This is a genomic window from Rubripirellula lacrimiformis (assembly GCF_007741535.1).
Classification (GTDB): Bacteria; Planctomycetota; Planctomycetia; order Pirellulales; family Pirellulaceae; genus Rubripirellula; species Rubripirellula lacrimiformis.
The window spans coordinates 7808854-7835542 of record NZ_CP036525.1 but is presented as its reverse complement, the minus strand read 5'-3'; the positions used below and the strand labels follow the sequence as shown (position 1 = coordinate 7835542).

At 54.2% G+C, this 26689-nt stretch carries 28 protein-coding genes and 2 pseudogenes; 18 read left to right on the top strand and 12 right to left on the bottom strand.

Features of this window, described 5'->3' with window-relative positions; all coding sequences use genetic code 11:
* Nucleotides 1-183 precede the first annotated feature (183 nt).
* Nucleotides 184-564, bottom strand: a complete 381-nt coding sequence (locus K227x_RS31650) for an ankyrin repeat domain-containing protein (RefSeq protein WP_218933579.1) — start codon at nucleotides 562-564, stop codon at nucleotides 184-186.
* Between the two features lie 237 nt (nucleotides 565-801).
* Nucleotides 802-3336, bottom strand: coding sequence for a pentapeptide repeat-containing protein (locus K227x_RS27280; protein ID WP_145175496.1), 2535 nt, complete (start codon nucleotides 3334-3336; stop codon nucleotides 802-804).
* Nucleotides 3337-3485: 149 nt separating this feature from the next.
* Here K227x_RS27280 and tnpA (K227x_RS27275) point away from each other — a divergent pair, with 149 nt between their 5' ends.
* The 8 genes from tnpA (K227x_RS27275) (at nucleotide 3486) to K227x_RS27240 (ending at nucleotide 9987) form a co-directional block, all read left to right on the top strand.
* Nucleotides 3486-3812, top strand: a complete 327-nt coding sequence (tnpA, locus tag K227x_RS27275) for an IS66 family insertion sequence element accessory protein TnpA (RefSeq protein ID WP_145167548.1) — start codon at nucleotides 3486-3488, stop codon at nucleotides 3810-3812.
* The gene (tnpB, locus tag K227x_RS27270; protein WP_145167546.1) at nucleotides 3809-4159 is read left to right on the top strand and encodes an IS66 family insertion sequence element accessory protein TnpB; all 351 of its coding nucleotides are present in this window, start codon (nucleotides 3809-3811) and stop codon (nucleotides 4157-4159) included. Before tnpA (K227x_RS27275) ends, tnpB (K227x_RS27270) begins: the two co-directional genes overlap by 4 nt.
* Nucleotides 4160-4311: 152 nt before the next feature.
* Complete coding sequence (locus tag K227x_RS27265) at nucleotides 4312-6078, top strand: IS66 family transposase (RefSeq protein ID WP_145167544.1); 1767 nt, start codon at nucleotides 4312-4314, stop codon at nucleotides 6076-6078.
* A 91-nt stretch (nucleotides 6079-6169) separates the two neighbouring features.
* Nucleotides 6170-6454 (top strand): hypothetical protein, encoded by a 285-nt coding sequence (locus K227x_RS30930; RefSeq protein ID WP_218933578.1) that lies wholly within the window; start codon nucleotides 6170-6172, stop codon nucleotides 6452-6454.
* Nucleotides 6455-6876: 422 nt separating this feature from the next.
* Entirely contained in the window at nucleotides 6877-7203 is a 327-nt protein-coding gene (gene tnpA / locus K227x_RS27255) for an IS66 family insertion sequence element accessory protein TnpA (protein WP_145167548.1), read from the top strand.
* Nucleotides 7200-7550: an IS66 family insertion sequence element accessory protein TnpB gene (gene tnpB / locus K227x_RS27250; protein WP_145167546.1), complete on the top strand. Its 351-nt coding sequence runs from the start codon at nucleotides 7200-7202 to the stop codon at nucleotides 7548-7550. The genes tnpA (K227x_RS27255) and tnpB (K227x_RS27250) overlap by 4 nt, the downstream gene beginning before the upstream one ends.
* Before the next feature lie 152 nt (nucleotides 7551-7702).
* On the top strand, nucleotides 7703-9469 hold the full coding sequence (locus tag K227x_RS27245; RefSeq protein ID WP_145167544.1) for an IS66 family transposase: 1767 nt from the start codon (nucleotides 7703-7705) through the stop codon (nucleotides 9467-9469).
* Between the two features lie 95 nt (nucleotides 9470-9564).
* Entirely contained in the window at nucleotides 9565-9987 is a 423-nt protein-coding gene (locus K227x_RS27240; protein ID WP_145175490.1) for a hypothetical protein, read from the top strand.
* A 5-nt stretch (nucleotides 9988-9992) separates the two neighbouring features.
* Here K227x_RS27240 and K227x_RS27235 read toward each other — a convergent pair whose 3' ends face one another.
* The 3 genes from K227x_RS27235 to K227x_RS27225 all read right to left on the bottom strand — a co-directional run bounded on the left by K227x_RS27235 (nucleotide 9993) and on the right by K227x_RS27225 (nucleotide 12364).
* Nucleotides 9993-10541 carry a hypothetical protein gene (locus K227x_RS27235; protein WP_145175487.1) on the bottom strand — a complete coding sequence of 183 codons (549 nt, stop codon included), beginning with the start codon at nucleotides 10539-10541 and terminating at the stop codon, nucleotides 9993-9995.
* A 179-nt stretch (nucleotides 10542-10720) separates the two neighbouring features.
* Nucleotides 10721-10921 carry a hypothetical protein gene (locus tag K227x_RS27230; protein WP_218933577.1) on the bottom strand — a complete coding sequence of 67 codons (201 nt, stop codon included), beginning with the start codon at nucleotides 10919-10921 and terminating at the stop codon, nucleotides 10721-10723.
* A 321-nt stretch (nucleotides 10922-11242) separates the two neighbouring features.
* Nucleotides 11243-12364, bottom strand: coding sequence for a replication initiator protein A (locus K227x_RS27225; RefSeq protein ID WP_145175481.1), 1122 nt, complete (start codon nucleotides 12362-12364; stop codon nucleotides 11243-11245).
* 336 nt (nucleotides 12365-12700) lie between these two features.
* Between K227x_RS27225 and K227x_RS27220 the strand changes: the two genes are divergently transcribed.
* The 4 genes from K227x_RS27220 (at nucleotide 12701) to K227x_RS27205 (ending at nucleotide 15265) form a co-directional block, all read left to right on the top strand.
* Nucleotides 12701-13147 carry a DUF433 domain-containing protein gene (locus K227x_RS27220; protein ID WP_145175479.1) on the top strand — a complete coding sequence of 149 codons (447 nt, stop codon included), beginning with the start codon at nucleotides 12701-12703 and terminating at the stop codon, nucleotides 13145-13147.
* A complete protein-coding gene (locus tag K227x_RS27215; protein WP_145175476.1) occupies nucleotides 13116-13451 on the top strand; it encodes a DUF5615 family PIN-like protein in 336 nt (111 codons plus the stop codon). Before K227x_RS27220 ends, K227x_RS27215 begins: the two co-directional genes overlap by 32 nt.
* Before the next feature lie 322 nt (nucleotides 13452-13773).
* Nucleotides 13774-14136 carry a phosphoglycerate kinase gene (locus K227x_RS27210; RefSeq protein ID WP_145175473.1) on the top strand — a complete coding sequence of 121 codons (363 nt, stop codon included), beginning with the start codon at nucleotides 13774-13776 and terminating at the stop codon, nucleotides 14134-14136.
* A 160-nt stretch (nucleotides 14137-14296) separates the two neighbouring features.
* Entirely contained in the window at nucleotides 14297-15265 is a 969-nt protein-coding gene (locus tag K227x_RS27205) for a DUF3991 and TOPRIM domain-containing protein (protein WP_145175470.1), read from the top strand.
* Nucleotides 15266-15503: 238 nt separating this feature from the next.
* Here the strand turns inward: K227x_RS27205 and K227x_RS27200 are convergent, their stop codons facing one another.
* Nucleotides 15504-15854, bottom strand: coding sequence for a hypothetical protein (locus K227x_RS27200; protein WP_145175467.1), 351 nt, complete (start codon nucleotides 15852-15854; stop codon nucleotides 15504-15506).
* Between the two features lie 723 nt (nucleotides 15855-16577).
* Here K227x_RS27200 and K227x_RS27195 point away from each other — a divergent pair.
* The 3 genes and pseudogenes from K227x_RS27195 to K227x_RS27190 form a co-directional block, all read left to right on the top strand.
* Nucleotides 16578-16877: a hypothetical protein gene (locus K227x_RS27195; RefSeq protein WP_145175464.1), complete on the top strand. Its 300-nt coding sequence runs from the start codon at nucleotides 16578-16580 to the stop codon at nucleotides 16875-16877.
* A gap of 469 nt (nucleotides 16878-17346) precedes the next feature.
* Nucleotides 17347-17556: pseudogene (locus K227x_RS31645) on the top strand (DUF6444 domain-containing protein); the annotation flags it as partial.
* Between the two features lie 59 nt (nucleotides 17557-17615).
* Nucleotides 17616-18551 (top strand): annotated as a pseudogene (locus K227x_RS27190) (IS66 family transposase); the annotation flags it as partial.
* Between the two features lie 222 nt (nucleotides 18552-18773).
* Here K227x_RS27190 and K227x_RS27185 read toward each other — a convergent pair.
* The 6 genes from K227x_RS27185 to K227x_RS27160 form a co-directional block, all read right to left on the bottom strand.
* Nucleotides 18774-21206, bottom strand: a complete 2433-nt coding sequence (locus tag K227x_RS27185) for a hypothetical protein (protein ID WP_145175458.1) — start codon at nucleotides 21204-21206, stop codon at nucleotides 18774-18776.
* A 1032-nt stretch (nucleotides 21207-22238) separates the two neighbouring features.
* Entirely contained in the window at nucleotides 22239-22658 is a 420-nt protein-coding gene (locus K227x_RS27180; RefSeq protein WP_246146892.1) for a type II toxin-antitoxin system VapC family toxin, read from the bottom strand.
* Between the two features lie 14 nt (nucleotides 22659-22672).
* Entirely contained in the window at nucleotides 22673-22924 is a 252-nt protein-coding gene (locus tag K227x_RS27175; RefSeq protein ID WP_145175452.1) for a hypothetical protein, read from the bottom strand.
* A gap of 85 nt (nucleotides 22925-23009) precedes the next feature.
* On the bottom strand, nucleotides 23010-23489 hold the full coding sequence (locus tag K227x_RS27170; protein WP_145175449.1) for a hypothetical protein: 480 nt from the start codon (nucleotides 23487-23489) through the stop codon (nucleotides 23010-23012).
* 8 nt (nucleotides 23490-23497) lie between these two features.
* Nucleotides 23498-23842 carry a YkgJ family cysteine cluster protein gene (locus K227x_RS27165; RefSeq protein WP_145175446.1) on the bottom strand — a complete coding sequence of 115 codons (345 nt, stop codon included), beginning with the start codon at nucleotides 23840-23842 and terminating at the stop codon, nucleotides 23498-23500.
* 608 nt (nucleotides 23843-24450) lie between these two features.
* The gene (locus K227x_RS27160) at nucleotides 24451-24756 is read right to left on the bottom strand and encodes a hypothetical protein (protein WP_145175443.1); all 306 of its coding nucleotides are present in this window, start codon (nucleotides 24754-24756) and stop codon (nucleotides 24451-24453) included.
* Nucleotides 24757-25008: 252 nt separating this feature from the next.
* On the opposite strand from K227x_RS27160, the gene K227x_RS27155 reads away from it, so the two are divergent.
* The 3 genes from K227x_RS27155 (at nucleotide 25009) to K227x_RS27145 (ending at nucleotide 26651) form a co-directional block, all read left to right on the top strand.
* Entirely contained in the window at nucleotides 25009-25404 is a 396-nt protein-coding gene (locus tag K227x_RS27155) for a DUF6876 family protein (RefSeq protein ID WP_145175440.1), read from the top strand.
* A gap of 56 nt (nucleotides 25405-25460) precedes the next feature.
* Nucleotides 25461-25691 (top strand): hypothetical protein, encoded by a 231-nt coding sequence (locus tag K227x_RS27150; protein ID WP_145175437.1) that lies wholly within the window; start codon nucleotides 25461-25463, stop codon nucleotides 25689-25691.
* Nucleotides 25692-25808: 117 nt separating this feature from the next.
* Nucleotides 25809-26651 (top strand): N-6 DNA methylase, encoded by an 843-nt coding sequence (locus tag K227x_RS27145; RefSeq protein ID WP_145175434.1) that lies wholly within the window; start codon nucleotides 25809-25811, stop codon nucleotides 26649-26651.
* Nucleotides 26652-26689: the final 38 nt, after the last annotated feature.

Genomic DNA, 26689 nt, shown 5'->3' with positions numbered 1-26689 from the left:
AAAATCAGGAAGCCCAAGAAAGAGCCATCGCCGTTTGATTCAGCCGCAGCCGCCAGAAGAAAATCCATAACCATGCAATCCCGTATTTGTTAGCCACGCTGCCCTACCGTCAACATGAGATAGCGACAATCGCGATGGCTTCATCAAGTAGCGGACGCCACAGCCACAAAAGCCGCAGGGATTTCAGTTAAACCAAAGAATTTTGTGATCTTCCTGCGCCGAAGCATTGTCGATCGGGGCTGGAGCTGCTTTCTCAGCAGCGGCGTGTGGGCGACATTGATCGATTTGCCGACGTTTTAGCGATCCGCTTGCCGGCGGCCCAATGCGCGCGGCACGGAACAGGAGCGTGTCGCCGCGTTTGTCTTTGATTTGGTTGGGATCGGCACCCAGTTCAATCAACCGGCGTGCGTAGTCGGGACGCCGAGCTTTGGAAGCGACAACTAACGATGGAGTGCCGTCCCAGCTGCGCGATGATGGTGAAGCCCCGCGATCAACGGCCTCGTTGAAATCAACTAGGCACCCAGAGCGGATCGCGGCAATGAACTTGAAATCGGCACGGTTCATCCGGCCTCGCATGAGGCCACTTTGGGAGGAGCGGTGCGGATTCGTTCCATCATGGGAACGGACAATGCCAAAGTTTTGATCGCGAGCGCAAGAAAAAACGCAAAACGCTTTCGCACGTGGTCTATTTGGGCATAAAGGTCGCGAAAATCGAAAGCTCAGCTGTCGCACGGTCAGTGCTACACGTCTTGGCTATCGGGACGAAGACGACGACTGGCTGCAAACGCCCGGAGATCAAATTCAATCCACCGTAGTGACCTTTTGAATCTTCAGGTTGACTAGCATCCCATCGGAGTACCGTACGACGGAATCGAACGTTCCAATGACGGACACTGTAAGACGGTTGGCCGGCAACAAACTGGACGATTCCAGTTCCGGTACGACGGTCTTGCAAATGTCCAAGAAGTTCTTCGGAAGGGTGCAGCCGTACACGAAGGCTGTTTTTTCATTTCCGTCCCGTGTGATGTGGGTATGGACTGGCACAAACCGTTCTGACACTCCGTTACGCTTCGCGAACGGCCGGTAATATTCCCAGTCGTCATCTGCGGTCGGCCAGTCATTTTGTGCTGAGGTGGGATATACATTGGCGTCACCATCTTTCATTGCGTAAATCCTTAAATGGACGGCCAATTCGATAAGGGTAGGTTGCTTTGCGTCGCTACCTTGGCCTTGAATCCATGCTTCTAGGCGATCTCGAGAGTCATTTCCCAACTCGAGGGCGTCGCCTTCAAATAGCCGCGTCGATCCATTGACGGTGGGGCTTGCTAGCTCCGAAAGGCTTGCGTCTTTTTCTTCATAGAGAAACGATTCGCCAACCTCGGCTCGGCCCAAGCCACCGAGTTCCCATTTGAAGCGGTCATCGATGGAGGCTTTGACAAGATATTTCGGAACCTCAACATCCTCGGTCAAAAGCAAGCGAACAAAGTCGAACACTGCCGGTTGCGGTGCGTCTACCTGACGGAAACTTTGCATCGCGTTCGCTATCTGTTGTGTTTCATCGTCTTCAAAATTTCCTGGGTAGGTCAGTCGTGCAGTTGGGTCAGCGGCCTCCGCCAATAGCTGCCGCAGGTTGGAAACCCGTTCTTTAACCAGGGTTTTGCGGCCACTGATGAGCATGTCCCGGTGGATGGTCATACGGGGCAACACGGCGTACTCCGTGTCGAACATCAATAGCTCTCGTTCGGTCGTAGGGGGCCAGCCGCTACGTTTGCCGGGGAGCTCGATGGACGGGTTCCAGGCGAGCGGTACAGGATGACCGATGATGTCCTCGTAGATGTAACCGCTGTCAAACCGTGTGGAAGGTATTGATTCCTTGATGTAGAGCGGCTGATGAAACAGCGGCTCGCCTCTTGCCGACAGCGCCTTTCGTTGCTCCGCCGTAAACTGATCGTCGTTTAGGTATGCGCCGGCGACATTGGTTCGCCTCACCTTGGCTTCGGCGAATGTCGCGCCGCCTCCGCCGCACCCTGCAAAGATGCAATCGGTTAGAATGGCACCATCGAACTTGGCGTTGGTAATATCGCAGAAACTGAAGTTCGCTCCCGTGAGGTCCGATCCGGAAAAGTCCGCTCCACTCAATCGGCTTCCCACGAAGTAAGACCTGCGGAAGGAAGAGTCACTGAAGTTTGCTTCTTCCGCGATGCTGTAGGGAGCCACCGAGCCTGAAAAATCAGACTGTGTTGCGGACAGCGATCGTAGGTTCGCGAACGCGAAATCGGCTCCAGAGAAATTGCAGCCCGAAGCATCGGCTTCACGAAACTCGCAAAATCGCAATTCAGCTCCCGAAAAGTCGGCTCCGCGAAGATCGACTTTGTCGAGTGAAGTTCCAGACAAGTCAGCACCGCTGAACGTCGACCCGTTACGGATGAGGATCGGAAAGGCAATTTGCTGCCCAAGCATCGAACCATCACGCCGTGCGGTAACTGCTTCATAAACTGAAAGAGCCTCGGTGTAGGACATTGCATTCAAAGCTTGTTCGGTTTGTGATTGATCGGTGCCTGACGGGTCTTCATTTACGATCGGTGCATGCGATTGCTCGGTCGGCACCTCCAAATCGGGCATGACCGCTTTACCATCGCCAGTCGTTGCTACTTCCTGTCTAGCGGGGTCTCGGTTTACCAATCCAGTAACTGCAAGACTTATGGCGATCACACACGCTGCTATTGCAACCCAGCTACGTCGTCCCCAGCCTTCAGCGGTCGCAGCACGAAGGGACCGCTTGTGCGAATCTCCGTTGATGCAATCGAAGATGATCCGGCGCAGCCGAAGACTCCGTTTCGTGGCGGTGTGAATGGCCTTGCGGAATGCTTCCGGGTCTCTGTCATCTTTGCCGGTGAGGGCATAGCCGAGAACGCAACCAAGCGAGTAAACGTCAGTTGCTGGCGATATCCTAGTTCTGCCCTTGATTTCTGGACTTTGGAATCCCTGCGTTCCGTATCCAACCAAAAGTTCTTCGAGATTTTTTCCGTCATATAGAATCGCACCTTGCCGATATTCTCCCGCCTGTTGGGAAAGCCCGAAGTCAAGAATCACCGCATCAATCGACCCATCGTCAGTATTTCGAAGGAAAAGGTTCCTAGGAGATATGTCGAGATGCCAGACGCCTGCACGGTGAATGGCGTCCAGTGTGCCAGCAAGCTGTTTAGCCAACGTAAAAACTTCGGCATTACTCAGTGGCTTTTCATGACAGCGGGAAAAGAGACTTAAGCCTTCTAGTGCCTCAAGAACGAGGACGCGAATTTTGGCGTCTCCCCCACTTCCAAGAGGTTGAACCACTCGGGATTGAAAATCTTCCGAGATTCTCTTGTGAAGTTCTTTAAGACACCGATCTTCCTGTTCCAACTGCCATGTAACCGTACACCAAAACCATTGTAGGCGCAGGTTTTAGGCTATTGGGTTTACCTTGCTTCCCAATGGAGAACCCTATGAATCGAGCCGAAACCGCGAAGCTTTGGACGGAGCGTCTGCAACGATTTGAGCAAGCTCAGATGACGGTCGCTCAATTCTGTTCCGCCGAAGGTGTTTCGCAGCCGTCTTTCTACAACTGGAAACGCAAGCTGCGGTCGACGCGGGATCCGAAAGTCCCCGTCGTGGCCAAGTTTGTGCCCGTCTCGTTTCAAGCCACACCGGATCGCCCCGCTCCCGCAGCCAATCTCGCGAACGCGACGATTGAACTTCCCGGTGGCATCCGCATTCGTATCGAAGTGCCAACTGATTCTCAGCCGAATCCACTGCGCAAGGATCAACCATGATCGGATTGCCTGATGGCATGCCGATCTATCTGTGCACCGAGCCGGTCGACTTTCGAAAAGGCTTTGATGGTCTGACCGGAATCGTCACCACCTCGTTGGGCAAGAGCGTCACCGACGGTTCGCTGTTTCTGTTTGTCAATCGAAAGCGAGACCGCATCAAAGCCCTCTGGTGGGAGACTGGTGGATTGACCTTGTGGTACAGGCGACTCGAGCAAGGCACCGTCGAGCTGCCAACGCCTCCCTGTGATCAAACGCACGTCACGATCGATTCGGTCGAACTGGCCATGTGGATCGCAGGCGTCTCACTGAAATCGGCCAAGACAAGACGCAAGCGAATGGTGGCGTAGGGCCGTCTGGCCGGCCAGTTCCACTTCGCATCAATCAGTTCCACTTCGCATCAACCGGCTTCGTGAGAACATTCTCGCGGGGCCGGTTTTCTTTTGGACTTTCGTGGGGACGCACTTGCGCTTTTGGTGGCGAACTTTATAATGTCGCCATCATGGATCCCAAACCACTCCCCGCCGACCTCGATGCTGCTCATGCGTTGATTCAAAAACAAGCCGTCGCACTGGAGTTGAAAGACAAGCTGATTGAGGAACAAGCCCACAGCGTCTTAGAACTTAAGTCCGACCGTGACAAACTCGACGAGAAGAACATCGAGCTGAACCTGACGATCGAGAAACTTCTCAAGCAACTTTTTGGTCGCAAGAGTGAGCGACGCATCGACTGTGACGGCCAGCTGCATTTCGACTTGGGCGAAGAGCCCACGCCCGAAGTCATCAGCGCACTCGAAGAAGCGATCTGCGACGCTCGACAAATTGTTGACGATGCCGAAGAAGACAAGAAGAAGCGACGACGAAATCGCTCCGCAACCGGCGACCGCAAGTTCCCCGAACATTTGCCGCGCTATGAACGCATCGTCGATGTGCCCGAAGGAAAACGCGAAGGCTTGACCCTGATCGGCTATGACGAAGTTGAAACGCTGGAGTGGGTTCCCGCGGATCTCAAAGTCCGACTAACCAAGTATGCCAAATACGTCCACCCAACCGACAAAGCGCAAGGCATCGTCAGCCCCGAGCGGCCCACGGGCCTCGTCGAATGGGATCGCTTCGACGCCTCGATCGGTGTCGAGGTGGTGGCCTGGAAGTACTTCTATCACCTGCCGTTCTATCGTCAACAAGACATGTTCGGGGCCAGCGGCTGGACGCCCAGTCGCAGCACACTGCAGAACATCGAAACGGCCGTCGAGTTCGCCCTGCGTCCGCTCGCCGAGCACTTGCAGAGCATTCTGAAACAAGATCCCACCGTTGGCTGTGATGACACCGGCGTGCTGTTGATTACGCCCGCCGCGATGCCGGACTTATCGGATCACCCGCGCGGTAAACGTATCACCGAGGTCCTCGAGAAGGCGATGACCACAGGCAAGCCAAGCATCAAAGCGAACTTCTGGGGCTACTACGCTTCACGGCTTCCGGTTGTCGCTTTCGACTTCACGGTTAGCCGTCACCGTGATGGTCCGGACGACGTGCTGAGTGACTTTGAAGGTAACCTGATTGGCGACTGTTGGTCGGGATTTCAGAAGATCCAAATACGAAGCGACTCGCGAATCACTTTCGCAGCGTGCTGGGCACATGCGCGTCGCAAGATCGACGAGTGCCGCAGTGCGTTCCCGATCCAAGTGGCGAAACTTGAGTCGTTGATTGGAAATCTTTACGACGTGGAGGATCAATGCAAACACCTTACTGCGCCGGAGCAACTTTCGCGACGCCAAAGCCTGTCACGTCATGTTCTGGATCAGATCGAAGCCTATCTTTCCAGTGAAGCGATGCAGTCACCGAAGGTGCTTCCCAAGAGCAACCTTGGGATGGCGGCGGCCTACGTCCGTCGGCACTGGGAGGCACTCCATCGTTTTACCGAAGATGTATCGATCCCGCTGGACAACAACGACTGCGAGCAGTTGATGAAGCGGGTGGCGACGGGTCGCAAGAACTGGATGTTCAAAGGCTCGGTGGCCGCGGGCGAACGGGCTGCAAACTTAATGACAATCATCGGGAGCGCGATCCGCAACAACTTGGACGTGCGAGCGTACTTGGATGATGTCCTGCGGCGTGCGCTATCCGGCGAAACCGACTGGCAATCAATGACGCCCCATGCCTGGAAGGCAGAACATCCCGAATCGATCCGGCAATACCGCGACGACGAACGTCGCCAAGCCGCCGACCGCAAGAAAACTCGCCGCGCCCGCCGCCGAACCCGCAAAAAGTAACCAACCCCAAGCGCCCAACTGGTGCTGGTGTACGGTTACACTGCCATCCCTGGACCGTCTCTCGCTTAGCTACTTTTATAACGCAACGGGCATGGTCGAAAGACTCTGCTTTATAGACAACGGCCTGGGCACCGGCATCGATTTCGGAATGAATACGGAACCCCGCAATCATGCGTGGCTTTTTTCCAACACAATCGAGGCGGTCGTAGATCCTTTCGATATCCCGGTGAAGCTCTGGGCAAAAGTCTTGCAGATCCTGGCAGGTTATCTCCCTGTCGTGATCATCAATCAGCGGGTCAGCGAGAGTGTCGAGAAGACCTGCAAGAAGTTCTGCCTTGGATGCCCGAGACGACGAACCATCCTTCGTGAAAGCTAGGTACGTACGTTCGAGAACCCCTTTGCAATTCCAAAGTCCATCTTCCGACAACGCCGACGCGAAGTCACTTACGATGTGATGAATGCGTTCGACATCAGCGGCCGGGATGTCGGGGAAATAGAGGCTAACGGGTATCTTGTCCTGCATCGTCGAATGACCTAAATCGCTGAAAAACTTTAGGGATTTGGGTTGGTTTGCTTTGCGGCAACGTCCTGTGGCATCCTAGAGGGATATGCTACGTAACGTATGGAAACAGTTGAGGTATGAAGCGGGCGATCTGACGGTTGACCTGAGCAAGCGGTTCAAACGCGTCGCAGTTGCGTGCCGCACAGAGGCACCGTGCAACGTAACCGTACACCAAAACCATTGTAGGCGCAGGTTTTAGGCTATTGGGTTTACCTTGCTTCCCAATGGAGAACCCTATGAATCGAGCCGAAACCGCGAAGCTTTGGACGGAGCGTCTGCAACGATTTGAGCAAGCTCAGATGACGGTCGCTCAATTCTGTTCCGCCGAAGGTGTTTCGCAGCCGTCTTTCTACAACTGGAAACGCAAGCTGCGGTCGACGCGGGATCCGAAAGTCCCCGTCGTGGCCAAGTTTGTGCCCGTCTCGTTTCAAGCCACACCGGATCGCCCCGCTCCCGCAGCCAATCTCGCGAACGCGACGATTGAACTTCCCGGTGGCATCCGCATTCGTATCGAAGTGCCAACTGATTCTCAGCCGAATCCACTGCGCAAGGATCAACCATGATCGGATTGCCTGATGGCATGCCGATCTATCTGTGCACCGAGCCGGTCGACTTTCGAAAAGGCTTTGATGGTCTGACCGGAATCGTCACCACCTCGTTGGGCAAGAGCGTCACCGACGGTTCGCTGTTTCTGTTTGTCAATCGAAAGCGAGACCGCATCAAAGCCCTCTGGTGGGAGACTGGTGGATTGACCTTGTGGTACAGGCGACTCGAGCAAGGCACCGTCGAGCTGCCAACGCCTCCCTGTGATCAAACGCACGTCACGATCGATTCGGTCGAACTGGCCATGTGGATCGCAGGCGTCTCACTGAAATCGGCCAAGACAAGACGCAAGCGAATGGTGGCGTAGGGCCGTCTGGCCGGCCAGTTCCACTTCGCATCAATCAGTTCCACTTCGCATCAACCGGCTTCGTGAGAACATTCTCGCGGGGCCGGTTTTCTTTTGGACTTTCGTGGGGACGCACTTGCGCTTTTGGTGGCGAACTTTATAATGTCGCCATCATGGATCCCAAACCACTCCCCGCCGACCTCGATGCTGCTCATGCGTTGATTCAAAAACAAGCCGTCGCACTGGAGTTGAAAGACAAGCTGATTGAGGAACAAGCCCACAGCGTCTTAGAACTTAAGTCCGACCGTGACAAACTCGACGAGAAGAACATCGAGCTGAACCTGACGATCGAGAAACTTCTCAAGCAACTTTTTGGTCGCAAGAGTGAGCGACGCATCGACTGTGACGGCCAGCTGCATTTCGACTTGGGCGAAGAGCCCACGCCCGAAGTCATCAGCGCACTCGAAGAAGCGATCTGCGACGCTCGACAAATTGTTGACGATGCCGAAGAAGACAAGAAGAAGCGACGACGAAATCGCTCCGCAACCGGCGACCGCAAGTTCCCCGAACATTTGCCGCGCTATGAACGCATCGTCGATGTGCCCGAAGGAAAACGCGAAGGCTTGACCCTGATCGGCTATGACGAAGTTGAAACGCTGGAGTGGGTTCCCGCGGATCTCAAAGTCCGACTAACCAAGTATGCCAAATACGTCCACCCAACCGACAAAGCGCAAGGCATCGTCAGCCCCGAGCGGCCCACGGGCCTCGTCGAATGGGATCGCTTCGACGCCTCGATCGGTGTCGAGGTGGTGGCCTGGAAGTACTTCTATCACCTGCCGTTCTATCGTCAACAAGACATGTTCGGGGCCAGCGGCTGGACGCCCAGTCGCAGCACACTGCAGAACATCGAAACGGCCGTCGAGTTCGCCCTGCGTCCGCTCGCCGAGCACTTGCAGAGCATTCTGAAACAAGATCCCACCGTTGGCTGTGATGACACCGGCGTGCTGTTGATTACGCCCGCCGCGATGCCGGACTTATCGGATCACCCGCGCGGTAAACGTATCACCGAGGTCCTCGAGAAGGCGATGACCACAGGCAAGCCAAGCATCAAAGCGAACTTCTGGGGCTACTACGCTTCACGGCTTCCGGTTGTCGCTTTCGACTTCACGGTTAGCCGTCACCGTGATGGTCCGGACGACGTGCTGAGTGACTTTGAAGGTAACCTGATTGGCGACTGTTGGTCGGGATTTCAGAAGATCCAAATACGAAGCGACTCGCGAATCACTTTCGCAGCGTGCTGGGCACATGCGCGTCGCAAGATCGACGAGTGCCGCAGTGCGTTCCCGATCCAAGTGGCGAAACTTGAGTCGTTGATTGGAAATCTTTACGACGTGGAGGATCAATGCAAACACCTTACTGCGCCGGAGCAACTTTCGCGACGCCAAAGCCTGTCACGTCATGTTCTGGATCAGATCGAAGCCTATCTTTCCAGTGAAGCGATGCAGTCACCGAAGGTGCTTCCCAAGAGCAACCTTGGGATGGCGGCGGCCTACGTCCGTCGGCACTGGGAGGCACTCCATCGTTTTACCGAAGATGTATCGATCCCGCTGGACAACAACGACTGCGAGCAGTTGATGAAGCGGGTGGCGACGGGTCGCAAGAACTGGATGTTCAAAGGCTCGGTGGCCGCGGGCGAACGGGCTGCAAACTTAATGACAATCATCGGGAGCGCGATCCGCAACAACTTGGACGTGCGAGCGTACTTGGATGATGTCCTGCGGCGTGCGCTATCCGGCGAAACCGACTGGCAATCAATGACGCCCCATGCCTGGAAGGCAGAACATCCCGAATCGATCCGGCAATACCGCGACGACGAACGTCGCCAAGCCGCCGACCGCAAGAAAACTCGCCGCGCCCGCCGCCGAACCCGCAAAAAGTAACCAACCCCAAGCGCCCAACTGGTGCTGGTGTACGGTTACCGTGCAACAGAACCTGCGTCAGCTTGCTAGAGGAAGTGTTCCGTAAGGCCCACGAGATGAACTGGGTTGGCGACAACGTAGACCTAATTGACAAGGGGTTACCAGGTGATGCGGCCGTAGATCTCAGGCACTTCATTGACGACCGAAACGCGGTACTCGAAAATATTGCTCGCATCCGCCGGATAGACCCGGGCATTGCTGACGCGGCAGAAGTGATTGTGTCCCAGCATTTAGCACGCGGGAGTATTGGTATCAGATTGCTGCGTCGAAGGAACATGTTTAATTGCCTGAAAGGTCCATTTAGGTTCGACGCAGCGGATGGAGAGCCGGAAGCGATCAAAGGTGATTTCTGGAATACAGAGAAGCTTGTTGGTAAAGGGCAGTGTCGTCGTGATGAGAGGGAACTTCTTCAAAGGGCCTCGGTCATTGACGGAAAACCTTTCCTCTATCCGGAGCAACTCTCGCCTCCGATGCGTTGAGACCGTTATGAAAGCAGATCTTCCAAGTCCTTTCGTATCTTTGCCCGAGCTTTGAGTACAGCGGAACGTTTCATTGTCAAAGCTTCCATGGTCTCGTCCACGGTGAGTCTTTTAAGCATGGCAAGAGCGACTTGGTGGTGAACATCGTCCAATGCCTCAAGTCTCTCAGTAAGCCACAGGGGAAACGGTCGCGTACTATCGGTGGAGGAGCTGCCATCAATTTGCGAACCGAAATCTTGTTCGTCGGTGGATAAAGCGGAGAACGTTGCGGACTTGCCTTGTCCAGTGCGATAAGCGTGAGTCGCTGTGTCGTGATGACGCTTAAACGTCTTTTCAAACAGCTTTCGAAGTTCCTCTTCTTCGGTGACGCTCATTTCTTTTGCCTGACGTAGCGTGCTCCGAACACTGCTGTTCGCAACTTCTTCCAGGCTTTTGCTCCGCTCGGCACTTCGGCTCCAACGGAAGCGGCCTTTCTGCATCGCTTCGTCGATCGCCTTATCCCAATCCAAAAGCGAGTTCCAATCGATGGGACGATCTTCCGGTTGGTTATCCATGAACAATTCCAAAAAATGTGGAGAAGATAGACGCAGTACCTTCGAGAACGATCCGTTAGGGTTAGCCACAAGTTTGCCGACGTTTCCACGGAAATCTAATCATAACACGTCGTTCCTCCGGATTGTCGTCGCTGCGAAGCGATGAGAACCAACCCCGTCGCCCTGAACCTGGCCGAGTGTCAAGGCAGGGCGTCGTCGAGAAAATGTCTTACCGCGAACCGCGTTTCAATTGGTTGCACCCATTGCAATCGCTGAAACAGCGGGGCCGGGTTTACCGACATCAAGCGGATTTGACTGACCAGTTTCTCGATAAAGATCGCGAAGCTCATCAGGATCGAATCGAACAGAACGAAGCCGCTGACCGGCACCTGCTTGGTCAAACGACACATCTGGCCAAGCAACGCCAAGACGATCGCTTTGACAGCGGGCGTCGTTTCGGCTTCGAGTTCTGGCCGGATCTAACGCATGCGAGTTTTGGGACCGAAAACGGCGATCCCAATCAAGATCGATTTGCAAAATCCTTGCACCGACTCGTGAACGGTTACCGTTTAAGGCAGAGGGTTTAGCGCGAATGACGCTTTGGATGTTTCGAATGTTTTGCAGTTCCGAGCTGCCGTACATGATGAAATTGTTGGGTTTTTATTTTTTAACCATCTTCCTTCCAGTGCTTTTAAATTGGCGATGAAGCACTTTTTTTCTACTCAGCCTTTCGATCCCCAACTCTGCCCTGGCGTAGAATTCGCGGGTGACTGTTTTCTCGACTGCCACTTTCGGCAAAAGCCGAGAAACGCCGCGTCGTGCTTTCTGGGCGCCTCGGCATCCGACATGACCAGCCAGCTTCGCCACTGTCGCTCAAGTTCGTAGACATCCCAGCCCGGCGCGGCCAGTCGGGCAGCGTGGTAGGTGTCGGGATCTAGCGGGGGAACAACGACCGGCTTGCCGCCGTTCTTGCCGATCGCCGGTATGCTCCCCCTACTCTCGAAGATGACGATGTCTGCCCGACTGGTTGACTGGTCGTCGAACCGGATCCGATAGTCTGGCATGTGATTGTTTTTTTCGTCGTCGGAAATCACTTTGCCGATCAGTCGCTTGAACTCTTTCAGTGTTGAACCCGATCCGCATTTCTTTCGCAGCAAGTCCAACGAGATTCGCCATTCCCGCTGTCGCCCGCAATGCTTGCGGCCCAGCTCGTACAGCCTTCTTTCAATTGGTCGCCTCAGGCGAAAGTAGTCTCGGTGAAGTGTCAGCACTTCACGCGATCTGATTGCGTTAAAAACCCAGTCGGACAGCTTGATTTCGACCTCCTGCATCCGGCCGTCTCGCGTTTCACGGACGATCTCGTAGCTGTCGATCAACCCAAAGCCGCGAATGATCTCTTTGTCGCCCGTCAGGATGTTCGTGCTGATCCGGGTTCCCGCCAGTCGCTCCAGCGCAGAGCGAAGGAGGTCGTATCCGCGACCGGTGGTCATTCGGTTGGTTGCTGTTAACAGTTCGATGCCCTTGAAGCGAACGTTTTGGGAAAGCTCCCTGCCCTCGTTCATCGCGGCTACCAGTTGGCTGATGCAGTAGATCAGGATGTCGCGATCATGGATGGTTGCCAATCCGTCGGCCGAAGGCTTGATCTCGATCCACGACTGATTGTGGTCGTATCGCCGGACGCGAAGGTCGGGCTTGGTCGACAGACTGAACACTGGATGCTCCATGCTGGCCATGTCGCCTTTCGGCGCGGCATCCACGATGTCACAGATGAACAGGTCCGGTGTCGGATGTCGGTCAGGTAACAGTGGCGATCGATCTTTGACCGACTCGGAGACTTCGTTCATAGTTCATGGAACGACATTTCACACACCACGTCAAGCAGAAACGACACTTCAGACACCGGAAACGACATTTCACACACTGGGGCCGAACATGAGTCCCACTTTGCACACCGGCGAACGACACTTCACACACCGAATAACGACACTTCACACACCGGGCGGGAAATTTTTTGCAGTCGATTCAGAGCGTTACACCCGATTCGCTAACTCGTAACACCTACTAAACACATATTTAACACCAGCGCCACGAGCAAAAAAAGATTACGCAGCAATATGAAAACTCGGTGGTTTGGCAGTCGGAAAGCAAGATCCCTGAGGTCCGGAAATTGAGATCGCGAGTTGTTCGGAGCTCAACTCGCCAAGGTGGCTGTCCCGTTTTCGCCGTCGTTGCTCCTTGCGATTTATTTTGACTCGCTCGCATTTTTACTCTACGGTCGAATCATGACCGACTTGATAGATAGATACATCGAGATCCGCTCTAACCGGGCAGGCGATCCACGTGCGTTCATTCGTGGAACTCGACTTCGCGTCCAGGACATCGTGATCGATCATCAGCGCTTCGGTCATACGGCCGAACAAATCGCTTCGGACTACGATTTCATCAGCGTGGCACAAGTGCACGCGGCCCTCGCCTACTACTTTGAAAACCGCGAGCAAATCCAGAAAGCCATTCGAGATGACGAGTCACTTTCAGACTTGATGAGTGGTACCGGCCACAGCGTTGCGGTCCGATGGCCATTTGTAGCGAGGAGCCATGACGCAAGCGGCGATCCAGTTTCACCTTGACGAGTGCATTCCCGAGCGTGTCGCACACGGACTCCGCCGACTTGATCGTGAGTGTACGACCACCCATGAGGCCGAACTTCGCGGAGCCACCGATCTTGACCATGTGGAATACTGCCGAAAGCACGCTAAAGTTCTTGTAACCCGCGACCGCGATTTTTTGCGTATCGCCGACCAAGGGCACGAGCACGCCGGCATCATCTTCTGGACGGAGAAACATCCACCCTCACAGCTCGTTCGTGACATCGACGCGTTGTGTTTCCAGACCACACTGGCTGAACTCCGAAATGCCGTCATCTACGTTTGACAAGTAGCGAGTGAATTCCCTGCACGTTGAATCGTGTTTGCAGGTCGCCGCAATTGCGATTGATCGCATCACCGCATTTAAAGAATCACGACCTCATTCCAATTGCCCGGCCGATGATTGGTCAATCGTCACCCCTGCTCGGCTCCACCGGTTGAGTTGTCGTAGGAAGGTTTCCCGCGATCTTGCGTCGGTCGCCTTGCCGTCAACGCCCTGCCCGCACCACTTTCGCTAGCGCGAAACCGTGTTGGGCATGACTGCTTCGGCTTTGCCCGCCGCTTGTTGATCCGCGTCCTTCCACGCAACTCAACGAAAGGAGCACATCATGGGACTCGATATGTACGCAAACTTCACCACCGAGACAATCAAACAACCGGTCGACTTTAAGGTCGGTTCGGCCACGCAGATCCACTGCTGGCGAAAACACCCCGATCTTCACGGGTGGATGCAACATCTTTACTACGACAAAGGTGGCCAGCAGGATTTTAACTGTGTACCGGTCGTTCTCGATCTGGATGACTTGGACCGTTTGGAACTCACCATGAAGGCGGGCAGCTTGCCTCAAACGCAAGGCTTCTTCTTCGGTACTTCCGACGGAACCGAACTGGACGACGATTTCGACTTCTTGGATAAAGCAAGACGAGCCATCGCGGAGGGTTACACCGTTTTCTACCAAGCATGGTGGTAGCCACAATGACCGGGGCATTCGTGTCCCGGTCTAATTCACAGCGATGCGAATTGTCGTTTCATCGTGTCGTCGCAATCACAGCAGCGCGGCACGCATGAAGACGTGGACAACTTCCGCTTACCGCTTGAAAAGTCGCCCAAGTCAGCGCTACTGTCGATTCATGGACACGCGAAACGATGAACTCGAACAATTCAAACGCTTGAACTTGCATGACTACGCCGTCTCTCGTGGATTCGTGGTCGATCGCAAGAAATCCAGTCGGCACAGCGTGGTCGTTCGTCATCCGCGCGGCGACAAGCTGATCATAGGCAAGGCGCCAACCGGCCAGTTTTTCTACTTCAACGCTTTGGGAGCGGACTCTGGCACGATCATCGATCTTGTTCAGGCTCTTGATGGCGGCACCCTTGGCGACGTCCGCAAAACGCTGCGAGCCTACGATGGGTTGCCAGCGGTGCGAGCCCCCTCCTCCACGTTGCCATTTGAAATTCAACCGTCACGGCATGATGCCGCCGCCGTCTTATCTGCATGGATGCGTGCGAAGCCGATCAAGTCAGGGCATCCCTATCTGACCGACATTCGTGGAATCAGTGAAGAGGTTCAATTACATCCGGCATTTCGCGACCGTATCCGTATCGATTCGCGAGGCAACATGGTCGTTCCTCACTTCAATCGCTCCGGCCTGTGCGGCTTTGAGCTCGAAAACGGCAACCGGGAGCGAACCACGTTCACGGGTTTCAGCCCCGGCGGCGTGAAGGCGCTTGCCTGCTCACGTCCCCAAAGTGACGACCGCACGATGATCGTCTGCGAAACCGCCGTCGACATGTTTAGTGTAGCGACGCTTGAGGGCGTCGACGGTAAGCGTTTCTTTAGCACAGCCGGTCAAACGAGCGAGATGCAATCCGAGTGCTTGCGCCACGCAGCGGCCAAGATGCCGAACAATTCCAGGATCCTGTTAGCCTTCGATAACGATGAAGGAGGACGGAAACTTGCATTTCAGGTCCGGAGAGCACTGCAGAACTGCGGTTTGCCGGTCCACGACCACTTTCCGCCGACGGTTGGCGCCGGCTGGAACGACGTGCTTCAGCAAACACGACAACACGATTCACCGGAACCACAGATGCGCGGCTAATCGGATCTACGCCAAATCGCAAACACGATGCCTCTGAAGTGCTCGTAATCGTGAATCAACATCGCCGTATTTGCGCGTAGTCGGGTTCGCGGGTTGTCGTATTTCCGCAGAATCGCATCCCCGTAATTGCAGATCGTCGTAGATCCGCTTTGGCAGCATGGCGATTCATTGCGAGTAGGGGGGAATCGTTATTGCGATTGCAAAGAAATACGATCAGGCGACGAAGCGTGTCGTCGTGTTAACGCCCAAGAGCATGGACAGGCATTCCCGGCAAGTAGTGCTCAAGGTCGTACCCGAGGGTGTTGAGTGCGACTGCCAGGTAATACGCACGAACCAGTGCAGGGGCATCGTGGGCATGCCCATGCTCCAACATCAACAACGCGGCTTCATCGGCCGCGATGGCGACTCCGGCAGCCAGTTCCCATTCGGCTGTCAAAGCACTCACGAGTTCCGCATCCGAGAATGATCCGGTCCATTCTGGCTGGATAGCGTCGTGGATGCCGAGTCGGTGGGCCTCGAATTCGGTAGCGGGGATCTCATCAAGCAGCCAGCCTTCGATCAGGTTCCAGAGATCTCGCGTACGAGCCATGAAGTCGTGCTTGGAGAGAACGACCGCCTTAGCGTCAGCCGATAGGCAACGGAAGCCCGACACCGCTTCGTTTGCCGTGCATGCTTCAAAGTCTAAAGATAATTGTCGCCCGGTCATGGGTGACGACACTGCCGCAAAACACTGAACCAAGCAAGCGGAAATTCAGTGACCGTTCAATTCAAAACCCATGGCGGGCTCCGGAAAGTGATCGGGGCACTGATTACTGACACGTCGTCCACGCCATGGGCGTTGTCAGGATAGCGATTCGACACGCCCGGGGGGGGCAGCACCGCATTGAAATGCAGGATTTGCGGCAGATCAAGCATCCGTTTGCGTCGGAGTAGGGGGCTTCGGTCACGTCGAACGATCCCAACTTCGTCCGGTATCGCAGGAACTCACGTGGTTCTTGGAGGGCAATGGACCGTTGCGTTTCGCGACTACAGAGAAGAATCGGCGGTGTTCCCGCGTTCACTTGCGTCGTATAACCCACTTTATACGACGTAAAAAGGAATGGCAATCGAAACCGGGATTGATCGGCCTTCAATCGCCAGCAAAGAGGGCCGGTTGTATCTTGTCCTGATTCTCAGCAGCAGAGAGAATAGGTTCCGTTGGGAACCATCCGATGCATCCGCGTCGCGGTAGCCGGGCGTTTGCAAATGGATGATCAACCGCCGCGACCGGCTGATCGGTGACGTTATTCGATTGAACTAGGGAAAACTCTCAATGCAACCCGACATGCATCCCGTGCTTTCACGCTCAATGGCGGAGATCCTCCGACTGCAACGTTGGGCTGGTGGTGACAGTGTTCCAGCTGATCGCATTTTCGGACTCTACCACGGCTTTGAATCTACACTTGCGCAAGAAGCCGAAGCGTTCGGCATATCTCGCGACTTGCAAGACAAGGTCGAGGAGATCTTCGACGATGTCGAGCGCTGCAAACAGTCAGCTAAGGGCATGGCGATTAAGCAACGTCTGATCCGAGACAAGGTGGACGAGACAGTATCCGTCCCCACGACCACTTGACAAAATGTGTCCCGATTTTGGTTGCTAAATTTTCGGAAAGTAGTCCACCGATCTCGCTTTCTCTTTGGCAAAACTGTTTTGGGATCCTCGCTCAATCGAAAATGTTGAAGCCTGAACTAAAGCGTTTCTCTGTTTTAGTTACCGAAGACTTTGCGGAGTTCTATCCCGCTGTCCGCGACTTCACCACGACGTTTGAGTTAGACGAATAGACTTATTGTTATTACGGCTAAAATCGAGTGGCCTACCACTTTTTAACTTTCGCGGAGGACTCGAAACCATATTGCGAACGCCGCAGACCGAGCAGCTAAAGGCTTTGAAACGAGTTCAGAAGGACGTCAGCAAAGGCGGCAAGTCTAGTACGTAACCGTTCACGAGTCGGTGCAATGATTTTGCAAATCGATCTTGATTTGGATCACCGTTTTCGGTCCCAATACTGGCATGAGCAAGACCGCCAGAACTCGAAGCCGAAGTGACGCCCTCTGTCAAAGCGTTCGTTTTGGCGTTGCTTGACCAGGTGGATCGGTTGACCAAGCAGGTGGATTCTCTGACCGATCAAGTTCAGAAGCTGACGCCTCGGAATTCTTCGCTGCCACCAAGCACTGAACATCCCCACGCCAAGCCCAAGCGAAAGCCTTCGGCGGGAAAAAAGCGAAAGCAGGGTGGACAGAAAGGCCATAGGCGGCACTTGCGAGAGCTGGTTCCGGTCGGCGATACACGACCGTCACACCCTGTCATCCCGATGGCTGCCGTCGCTGTGGCGGCGATCTGGAGCCCGACCCTACTGACCCGAAACGACACCAAGTCTGGGACTTGCCGACGATTGAGCCCCTTGTCAATGAGTACCAACTCTTCCGAGGCCATTGTCGGTGCTGCGGCATCACCACTCAGGCCAGCCTGCCTGCCGGTGTACCGACTGGGCAGTGCGGACCTCGCCTAGCTGCCTTCACCGGTCTGCTGATGGGACGCTTTCGCCAAAGCAAACGTCGGACTTCGATGTTCCTGGGAGATCTGCTGAACATCCCTTGCAGTCCTGCATGGACGGTAAACTTTCAGAAGTTGGTCAGCGAGTCGATCGCTACTCCCTACGAAAAGCTTCGCAGCGAACTGGAAAAGCAGCCCCAGTTCTTCGTCGACGAATCGCCAACCAAGCAGAAACAGATGAAAGCTTACCTGTGGGTCCCCGTCGCTCCGATGTTTGCTGTCTTTGGCATTTTCGGCAACCGCTCGCGGGAATCGCTTGTGTCGCTCGTTGGCGACTACTCGGGAATTATCGTCAACTGCGACCGAGCGAAGATGTACCTCGACGGGAAGCGGCTTCAGTGGTGTTGGGCTCATATGAAACGCGACCTTCAGAAGCTGATCGATTCGCCCGATGGTCAAGTGAAACGGTTGGGGCACGATCTGATGCGGCAACAAGGTTTGCTTTTTGAGCAGTGGCGTCGATACAAGTCCGGCGACATCACCTGGCGAGGCTTTCAGCGAAGCGCTGGTCCGATTCGTGATCAGTTCAACAGCTATCTGCTGCGCGGTAGCTTTAGCGGCAACAAGAAGCTCATTGGTTTCTGTGATGAACTGCTGCCTCGCAAAAAGCATCTGTGGACCTTCCAAAAGGTCGAAGGAATCGAGCCGACTGACAATACGGCGGAGCGGACGCTGCGGCCCGCGGTGATTTAACGCAAACTGAGCTTCGGAACGCAGAGAACATCGGGCAGTCGCTATCTGGAACGGATCTTGACAATCTCCGAGACATGCCGACTGCAAAACCGAAACGCCTGTGAGTACTTGATCGAATCGATGAGAGCCAAGTTCGCTGGTGAAGTTGCGCCGTCGCTCCTGCCAGCCTCACCGCAGTCCACCACTGCCGCTGCCTAGTTCATTACACCGGGCCGTGAACGGTTACCTCTCAATGGCTGGAGCGTCAAAAAATGAAATATCCTCCAAGAGCATTCCGTCGTCTCTCAAAGCAAACTTTAGTTTTCTCCGCGGGACATTGTATTGCGAGAACCTCACGCTGGAATGTTCGAATGCTACTCCGTGGTTCTCGCCTGCGGCAAGCATCTCTTTGTACTTAAGAAAATGATAAGCGACCATATTTGAGTCGCTGTCCACGTACAACGAGCCAATTAAAGATCCAGTTGGAACCTCGGGCTTCACCAAGCTGTAAAAGCTCTTCTCACTCCGCTCCGCCCAGGCACGGACGGCAAAGACAAAGTTTTTGTATTCCGATGGACAATCAGCAAAATTTTCAATCGTAAAACGCTGGCGGATTTCTGCTAGCAGTGCGGAAATATCTTTGCTTCCGTTATCGAACGAGTCTGACTTGTACTGGTACCTGATGACAAGTTGGCCGCATTGGCTCATCAGCCTATGAAAATCACGAACGCCCTCTCGCATCACTTCCAATGTCGATGGATCGACTGTTGACCACGCAGTGGATTCTCGTTGAAGTTCCTTTAGTTCGGCGGCGATCATTGCGCCGCGGTTTCCATCTTCTCCCCTAGCCAATGACTTCAATCCATCAATTACTTTCGAAACCTCAGCCGGATGCTCGCTATACGCACGTGAGATGACGAACGCATCTGCTGCTCCTTCGTACTTCACGTCTTCGAACTTCGACTCTGTTCTATTTTGACGGCCGAAGATTCGAGACAATTCTGAAGCACTGTTCGCGTTGTCTATTTGCGATAACCCTTGTAGTAAGGAACGCACTTGACCGAGGGCGATCTGTTGCGAGTCGCCCATGAGATTGGATTCCTTCACAAAGCGGCGGGCAAGTCCTTCGTGAATCGTTGGATCTTGCATCGACCGAAGATCATCTACGACGACTGGTTCCACATACTGCAATATCTTCGGATCGTTGAAGCATGCAGTGAAACCATTGAGGTAAGCCAACGATTTCGCCGGGCTGCGAAGCACGATGTCAAAATCCTTCAAAAGCAGCGATTTGAGCATGGACGGATTTTTGAATTGGCTGAAGTCCATGCGACGTGTCTTAGGAATATTAGTGACGTCCGACCCGGCCTGAGACGACGAGCTTAATCCCAAGGGATACACCTTCCAAAAATCTGATTGGACATATGTTCTCGAGGAATCTTCAGGTTTTTGATAACGTGTGTGCAATTTTATAGCGAGGCAATTCTCGTCAAAAAACTCGAGCAACTGGATTTCCACTTCTTGCGGAATTCGTCCGTTCGAGAATGCAACGTCCGAACCGAACTGTTTTCTATGCCAAGTCAGGCCTTCAAATTGACCAGATGTCTCATTCTCACTTATGCCAATGGTAGCCGCTCCGACTTTCACGAGATCGAGTGAAAGCGTACCGGACTTCTCAATCGATATCCGTCCGATCGGACCAGCACCTGGGCAGAGAAGTTCGAGCGTGCCATCGCTTTGGTTAATCTCAATTACGTTGTCCTGCCCCGTTGCATAAAGTAATGGTTTTTTCAAGCCACGTTTGATTGCTACCCATTCGGGTTCGGAAACCGGAAACCGAGAGTTGTACTTGGCATCAAAGAAAAGCCGTTCTTTAGAAACCTGAACTTCATTTAGATACGAATCAACGGCAGGCTTGTTTTCCGTCTCATCGAACCGTTTTATGAGTGCCTCAATTTCCTCCGGAAAGCCAACCCTCTGCTCTCGAAACAGGTACAGTCCAGGTTTAAGTAGTGAGTTCACAGAAAGCCCATCTTCGACGAGTTTCTCTGCTCTGGTCATCTTGATTCGGATTTTCTCTCCTCGTTTTGCGCTTTCCACCCTCTTGTCCAAAAGCTCATCGCGTTCAGCTTCTAGTTGAAATTTCTTCGCTACGAGTTCTCCACCACTCGCCTTCAATGCCGCTATTTCTTGATCGAATTGCTCCACACGCTCTCGTGAGTCACGTGCCTGTTCGGAATTTGCGTCTGTACCAACTTCTGCGGCGGATCGGTTTCCTGTGCTGAAATACGCAGCTACCGACAAATAAGTGAGCATCAACCCGGCAAATACAAGTATTGCAAATGCGCTTTTTCGCAAACCAAAAGTAGTTCGACGAATTTGTCGGATTCGTGTTGTCGAGATTGAAGACAGTTCATTCACCGACAACACACTTTGAGGTGCACCAGATTTCGGATCCCCTCCGGCATTCTCTTGACCAGCGTTCTGCAAGTTTGGGCCTTGAAATAACCCCCGGAGTAGACTTGCAGGTTCGAACGTCTGCGAGTCATCGATTCGGATGAGTGTGGCGGTTCCGATTTTTCCCGAATCTGCAAGCTCCTTAAGCTTCCTTGCATTTATCGGACCAAATTCTCCCCGCTTGGTTTTTATAAAAAAGCGTGTTTTTTTAACAGTCACTTGACGAGTCCCATTCAGATACCGGCGATATCATCGATCCCTCGAAAGTGTTCGCTCTAGGCAAGGCAACGCTGATACGTCTCATGCTCACAGCATTTTGACAGGTGTGCACAAGTTCGGCATTTGATCTTACAGGGTGAACCTACGTAAATCTACGCTGCCCAGGAACCGAAGTGAGGGTAGAGCACTGACGATGGCATTTCAAGTATTGGCGCATTCCCAACCGATGCCCCGGCGACTGCCGCGTCCGCCGGAACGGGTCGCCTGGTTTAACAACGTGCATCCACTCTGGTTGAGTGCCCTGAACCTTCGTTACGATTTCGGTATGCAAGCAGATCGGTAGGATTGCGATTGCGAGGCCGAATGTTTTGTGCCTCCGTCTTGAGGGCAGATACAGGCAGTGAATTGACTGCGACTCGAATGCCCGACTGACGGCGCACGAACCGACCTGAATTGAGGTCGCCAGTTGTCGCAGCAAACGCGACCGAAGCGGCTTGCGGAACTCTCCTCGCAAAGTCGGTTGCGTCGACATAGGTGGCAAAACCTTCTTGAAAACTTGCTTCAGCCCGCACTATTCACCGGGAACTTCGTGAATTGAAAAGCCATCGCGTGAAACGCTACGTTTAACGGTTAAACACAGCAAGGAATCACGCGATGGGTGAAGACCAAGGTAATCTTTTTGGAAAGGACAAAGGTTCCAGGACTCAAATATTGGCAGTCGCTTCGAATTCACCTGAGACAAGACGCCTGGAGCCACTAAAACTAGACGTGCTCCTTAGGGCAGAGCCCGTTTCGCCACCTGACCGACGGGAACCGGCGGCCGACACCGGTGTTCAGACCGTCCGATAACTGGGCATGTCGTTGCAGCTCCTGGGCAATCCGCTGGCTTTGGTGACTTCCTCGGCCAGATCGAGAGATCGGGCAGTAAATGCAACACTGAGCCATTCTCAATTGCATCCTGGGAAGCGTTGCAATTTGGCGTCATTCAGCCACCAGAGAAACCAATCGTCGGGCTCGACGCCATCTGTCGCGTCAACCCAATTCGGGAATGATCGCAAATGCTTCACTGGCGTAGCCTCTGTGAATTTGAAACGTGGAAAAATCACGGCGATCAAGGGTAAACACGGCGTTGGTCTTTAGCTTTTCGGCTAGCCAGACAAGCGATGCGTCGGCGATCTGCACTTCTTGATCTTGGTACCGGTTCACGAAGGGTTTCATCCAATTCAAAAACGAAGCGTCCAACGCATGTGCCAGCACCGTTCTGGACGACACAATATCCAGAAGCTTCTCCTGTGCTTTCGGCTCTCGACGAAGTAAGTAGTGGGCTTCAGTGATCACAGGCCATGTCGTCACGCGGGGACCAACCATCTTCCGAAGTTCGGCGATGCAATCAGCGTGATGTACGTCGGTCGCTGAGAGAATGGCGACGAGCGCAGACGTATCGAACAGCACGCAAAGGCCTTCTTTCACCGCCCGAAACCTTCCATATGCTCAGGATTGGTCGAGAGATCGTCCGGGCCATTAACGCAACCGATCGCGCCAATCGCATCAAAGGCTTCGAATGCGGATTGAGATTGCTGGTCCGCGGTCGCTGAAGGGTGCCTCAAGACAAAGTCCTGACTGGCAGCTTCCAGAAATGCTTCCGCCGTCGAAAACTGCCCCGTAGCGAGGGCCTGCTTGATCGCTTGCTCGGTCGTTTTGGTGATTTCAATGTTCATTGTCTAAGTTCCTCCTTGATCAACATGCCCAAATTCTTGGGAGAAGTCAAGTTTTGGCTGCAATTGGGGCATTCATCCGATTTCGTCAGAACAGTTCACCCGGCGACGCTGGCCTCCTGTCGTTGACCTCCCATTGCCCCGTTTCACGAATTGGCTCGTCGCCGAGAATTGGCTCGTCGCCGAGAATTGGCTCGTCATTGCGATGACTGAGCGGATCGTTCTCCAGCCGCGTCAGATGATCCTGATTAACGGGAATGATCGTGTGTGAATCGATCAGCTGAATCATTGCGATGTTCTCGCCGTCGTGCAGGTCGACAATTTCGCCGAAGTATTCTTCTCCGTCGATTTCGAAAGTGACAGCGTCGCCAATCTCAAAAAGTTCGACGGGAGGAGGGGGCGCAGCGAAAGGTTGGACAGCGTCTTCAAACTCGATGGTCAGTCGAGCATTGCGGATCGCCCATTCGAGTGCCGTTTTCAGGTCGTCGACGCTCTCACGTAGCACCTTTACTTCGTCAGTGAGCCTGACGACTTGATCGGTTAGGTCTTGAATCTCGCTACTGGTCATGGTGCAGATCAACCCTGAACTGGCTGAAGTGCGTCAAGGTCGGCGGATTGCCGCGCACTCTGGCACTGTTCGCTACCTGCTTGCATCGCAACGCATACATTGGGACGTGTCGGATAGATTGCACAATCGAAATTTTCTTTCAGGAACGAGCATGCACTCCCGCATGCAATGATCAGGCAGTTGCCTTCCTGATCCAGTTCGTAGGCCAATGGCAAATTCGGATCGATGCGTGCGTATTTTTGATCTGCGTTCTCCAGTTTGGGTTCGCGCAGGACGTCGATGTCGTAAACCTCTACGATTAAGTGCCCCTGACAGCATGCTCCGCACTGATCGCATTCGAATTGCTTTTCCATGCAGCGGACATTGCCACCGCGCTCATGCGTATGTCAACACATTTTGATGCGTCAGAGTTGCGTTCCCTTTCGCGTGATTGACTGTCCTTGCAGCGTCCCGCCTTGCCATCGGCGGTGGCAAGGGCCGGCCTGTAGCGCGTCGCTACGCTAGGCTTCGGCCGGTCGCTGTCGCGGAACCCTTGCACCCCCGACGGGCGACCAGGCAGCGTCATCCGCTTGCATGGTCAATCAACAAAAGGAGAACACACCATGCAAGCCCTCACTCAAAAAGTACAACTACCGGCCGCGCCGATTACGAGCAGTCCCGCTCCACACCTCACCGGCATTCATGCAACCACCCGCCGTGGACCCTACGGATCAAACCGATACCGACGCAACTGTGGCGGCTACCGGTCATCGTTCATTCCAGGTATTCATGATACGTGCATGATCTTCGAGGAAGCGTAGGTCGTTCGTGACTCGCAACGTTCATCGATCCGGTGCGGCCTCTCAAGTGGGTCTCGCCGGATTCTCGCCGAAATGCCAGGCCAGAATGGTATTCAACCGCGGCAAAATGAGGGCCGCGAATTCGTTCCCGGTAACCGTGCTGGCGGCGTACTGAAACGACGTTAAGGCGATGGAGATTGGGTTTGACACGCAGTTTGGACCTGTCGGCAGGACGCCACGCAAATCTCTCTGGCTATCCGCTCGTCGACGACGAACACTTTCATTCCGTCAGTCGAGATATGAATCACGGGCGGGAAACCGCCTCGATCTAGCCAAGCGGCCAAATCCTCGGCACTCTGGATCGCGTCGTCGCGCAATCCAAGTGCGAAAGCTTCCATCATTGCGTTGAACGTTTCGGTCGGATCCATGGCGGCGACAATGCCACCGCATGCATGCCGTGTCAACCGATTCGTCAATGGTCGGATCACGGTGGCGATCACTGTGAAAGCCGTTCATTTGCTGACGGCCTTGTCGAACGTGTTGGTGAGAGGCAGATGGTCTCCATTCGCTGTTTGAACTGTTTGCAGTCTGCCACCCTGCCAATCCGGCCACAAGGGTTGCCCTGCAACTCTTCGCTTCGCTTGGTTTCGGTCAATCGCTGCCGCGAAAACCCTTGCCCCCGAATCGTCGTACGGGTGGCTGATTCGTCTGCAAGTTCAACCAGGCGAAAGGAGAACACCATGCCGAAACTTACCCAAACCGACCTACGACAATTCCAAGGAGATCTTGAACGATTCCGCCATTCGCTCAATCCCAACGTGATCTACACACCAGGGATTCAGTACTTGGCCGAAATTGGGCAGGCCTACTGGCTGATTGATGCGATCGCATCATGGATCGGAAGTGCCGAATTCAACGCAGCCAAAGCGAAAGACTACCGCATCTGCGACATGCACTTTTGGACGCTCGAAGTTGACGAAGGAAACACCGCAAAACTTGCAGCAAGGGCGGATAGCCCCTGCGAACCCTTCATCATTCAGGAAATCGAGTTCACCGACTTCCCATTGCCCCGAGTCGAAGTCTGGGCAGCCTACGACGGTCAGCACTGGACGCTCTATCTACCGAGTGAGCACTGACACCACCGAATCGGGGCAATCATGCCCCGATTCATCGACACGAAAGGAAACACACGATGACTACAATCATTCAACTCGAAGGAGACAACTGGTACGCGGAGGGCGTTGCGATCATGGACAACAAGATTTATGGACATCCAATCATGCAAAACGCACTTGATCGGATCGCAAAAGAACTTGGTTTCGATCGCGAAGTCGGCTTCGAACGAGACATTCACTACGAGCAATTGCATCGGTTGATCGACGACAACGTCGATCTCAATGGTCTGAAAGAAGCAACGCGATGACTCGCAAAACTTTCTGCTCAGAACACTGCGACTGGGAAGATGAACTCACCGCATCCCTCTACTGAGCGTTGACGATTTTCGTTGACGCTCAGCTTCGTTCTGTGCCAATAGTGCGGAATGGCGAAGGAACAGTTTTTCAATGCAGCTAGCAAACCCATCGTCGATTTAGTCGACAGGGCTGGTGATTTGGCCGGCTTCGGCCGCGGCCAGGCGTTTGAGGACTTTCTGACGCTGCTTCGCTGCGAACTGGCTGGCAAAACCATGGAGGACGAATATCTGGCTACCGTCGCCAAAGGCTACGACAAAGGCAAGGTCGGTAGTCGGGGGATCGACACGATGGTTCAAGCGGGCGGACGTCTGATCGCCGAGATGGTAAACACCGACGCAGACATACTTGGCGACATCTTTACTGGCGCGATCACCTACGGCGAACGTGGCCAGTTCTTCACGCCGGACTCCGTTTGTGACTTAATGGCTGCCTTAATGTCACCCGGCAACACGGAGGAGGGGGCTGACGTTAGTGCAGGAGCGCCGCCCCGCACAATCAATGATCCCGCCTGTGGATCAGGACGGTTCCTGCTTTCGATGGCAAAGGACAATCCGAACGCCGAGTTCACTGGGCAAGATGTCGATCACCGCTGCACGCAGATGGCAGCCGTCAACATGGGACTGCACGGACTAAGGGGCTGGGCTGTTTGGCAGAACACGCTGACCCTCGAATGCCACCGCGTCTACCGCATTGGCCTGTTCTTTAACGGAGCGAGTCGTGGCGTGATCCGCGAAGTTCCGGTCGCACAATCACCTTTCAACCATGCCTCAGTGCCGATAGCAGCCAAGCCGACGCAAGCCACTCCCGAGGCGCCGGTGGCGGATCACAGCAACGGCCAAGCAGGAGATATCACCTCGTCAGGGGACGCATCCCAGATGTCCGGTCCATCATCGCAGCTTGATTTGTTCTAGCAGGCGTGCGATGGAGTAGGGGGTTCGTGAATTCCTTG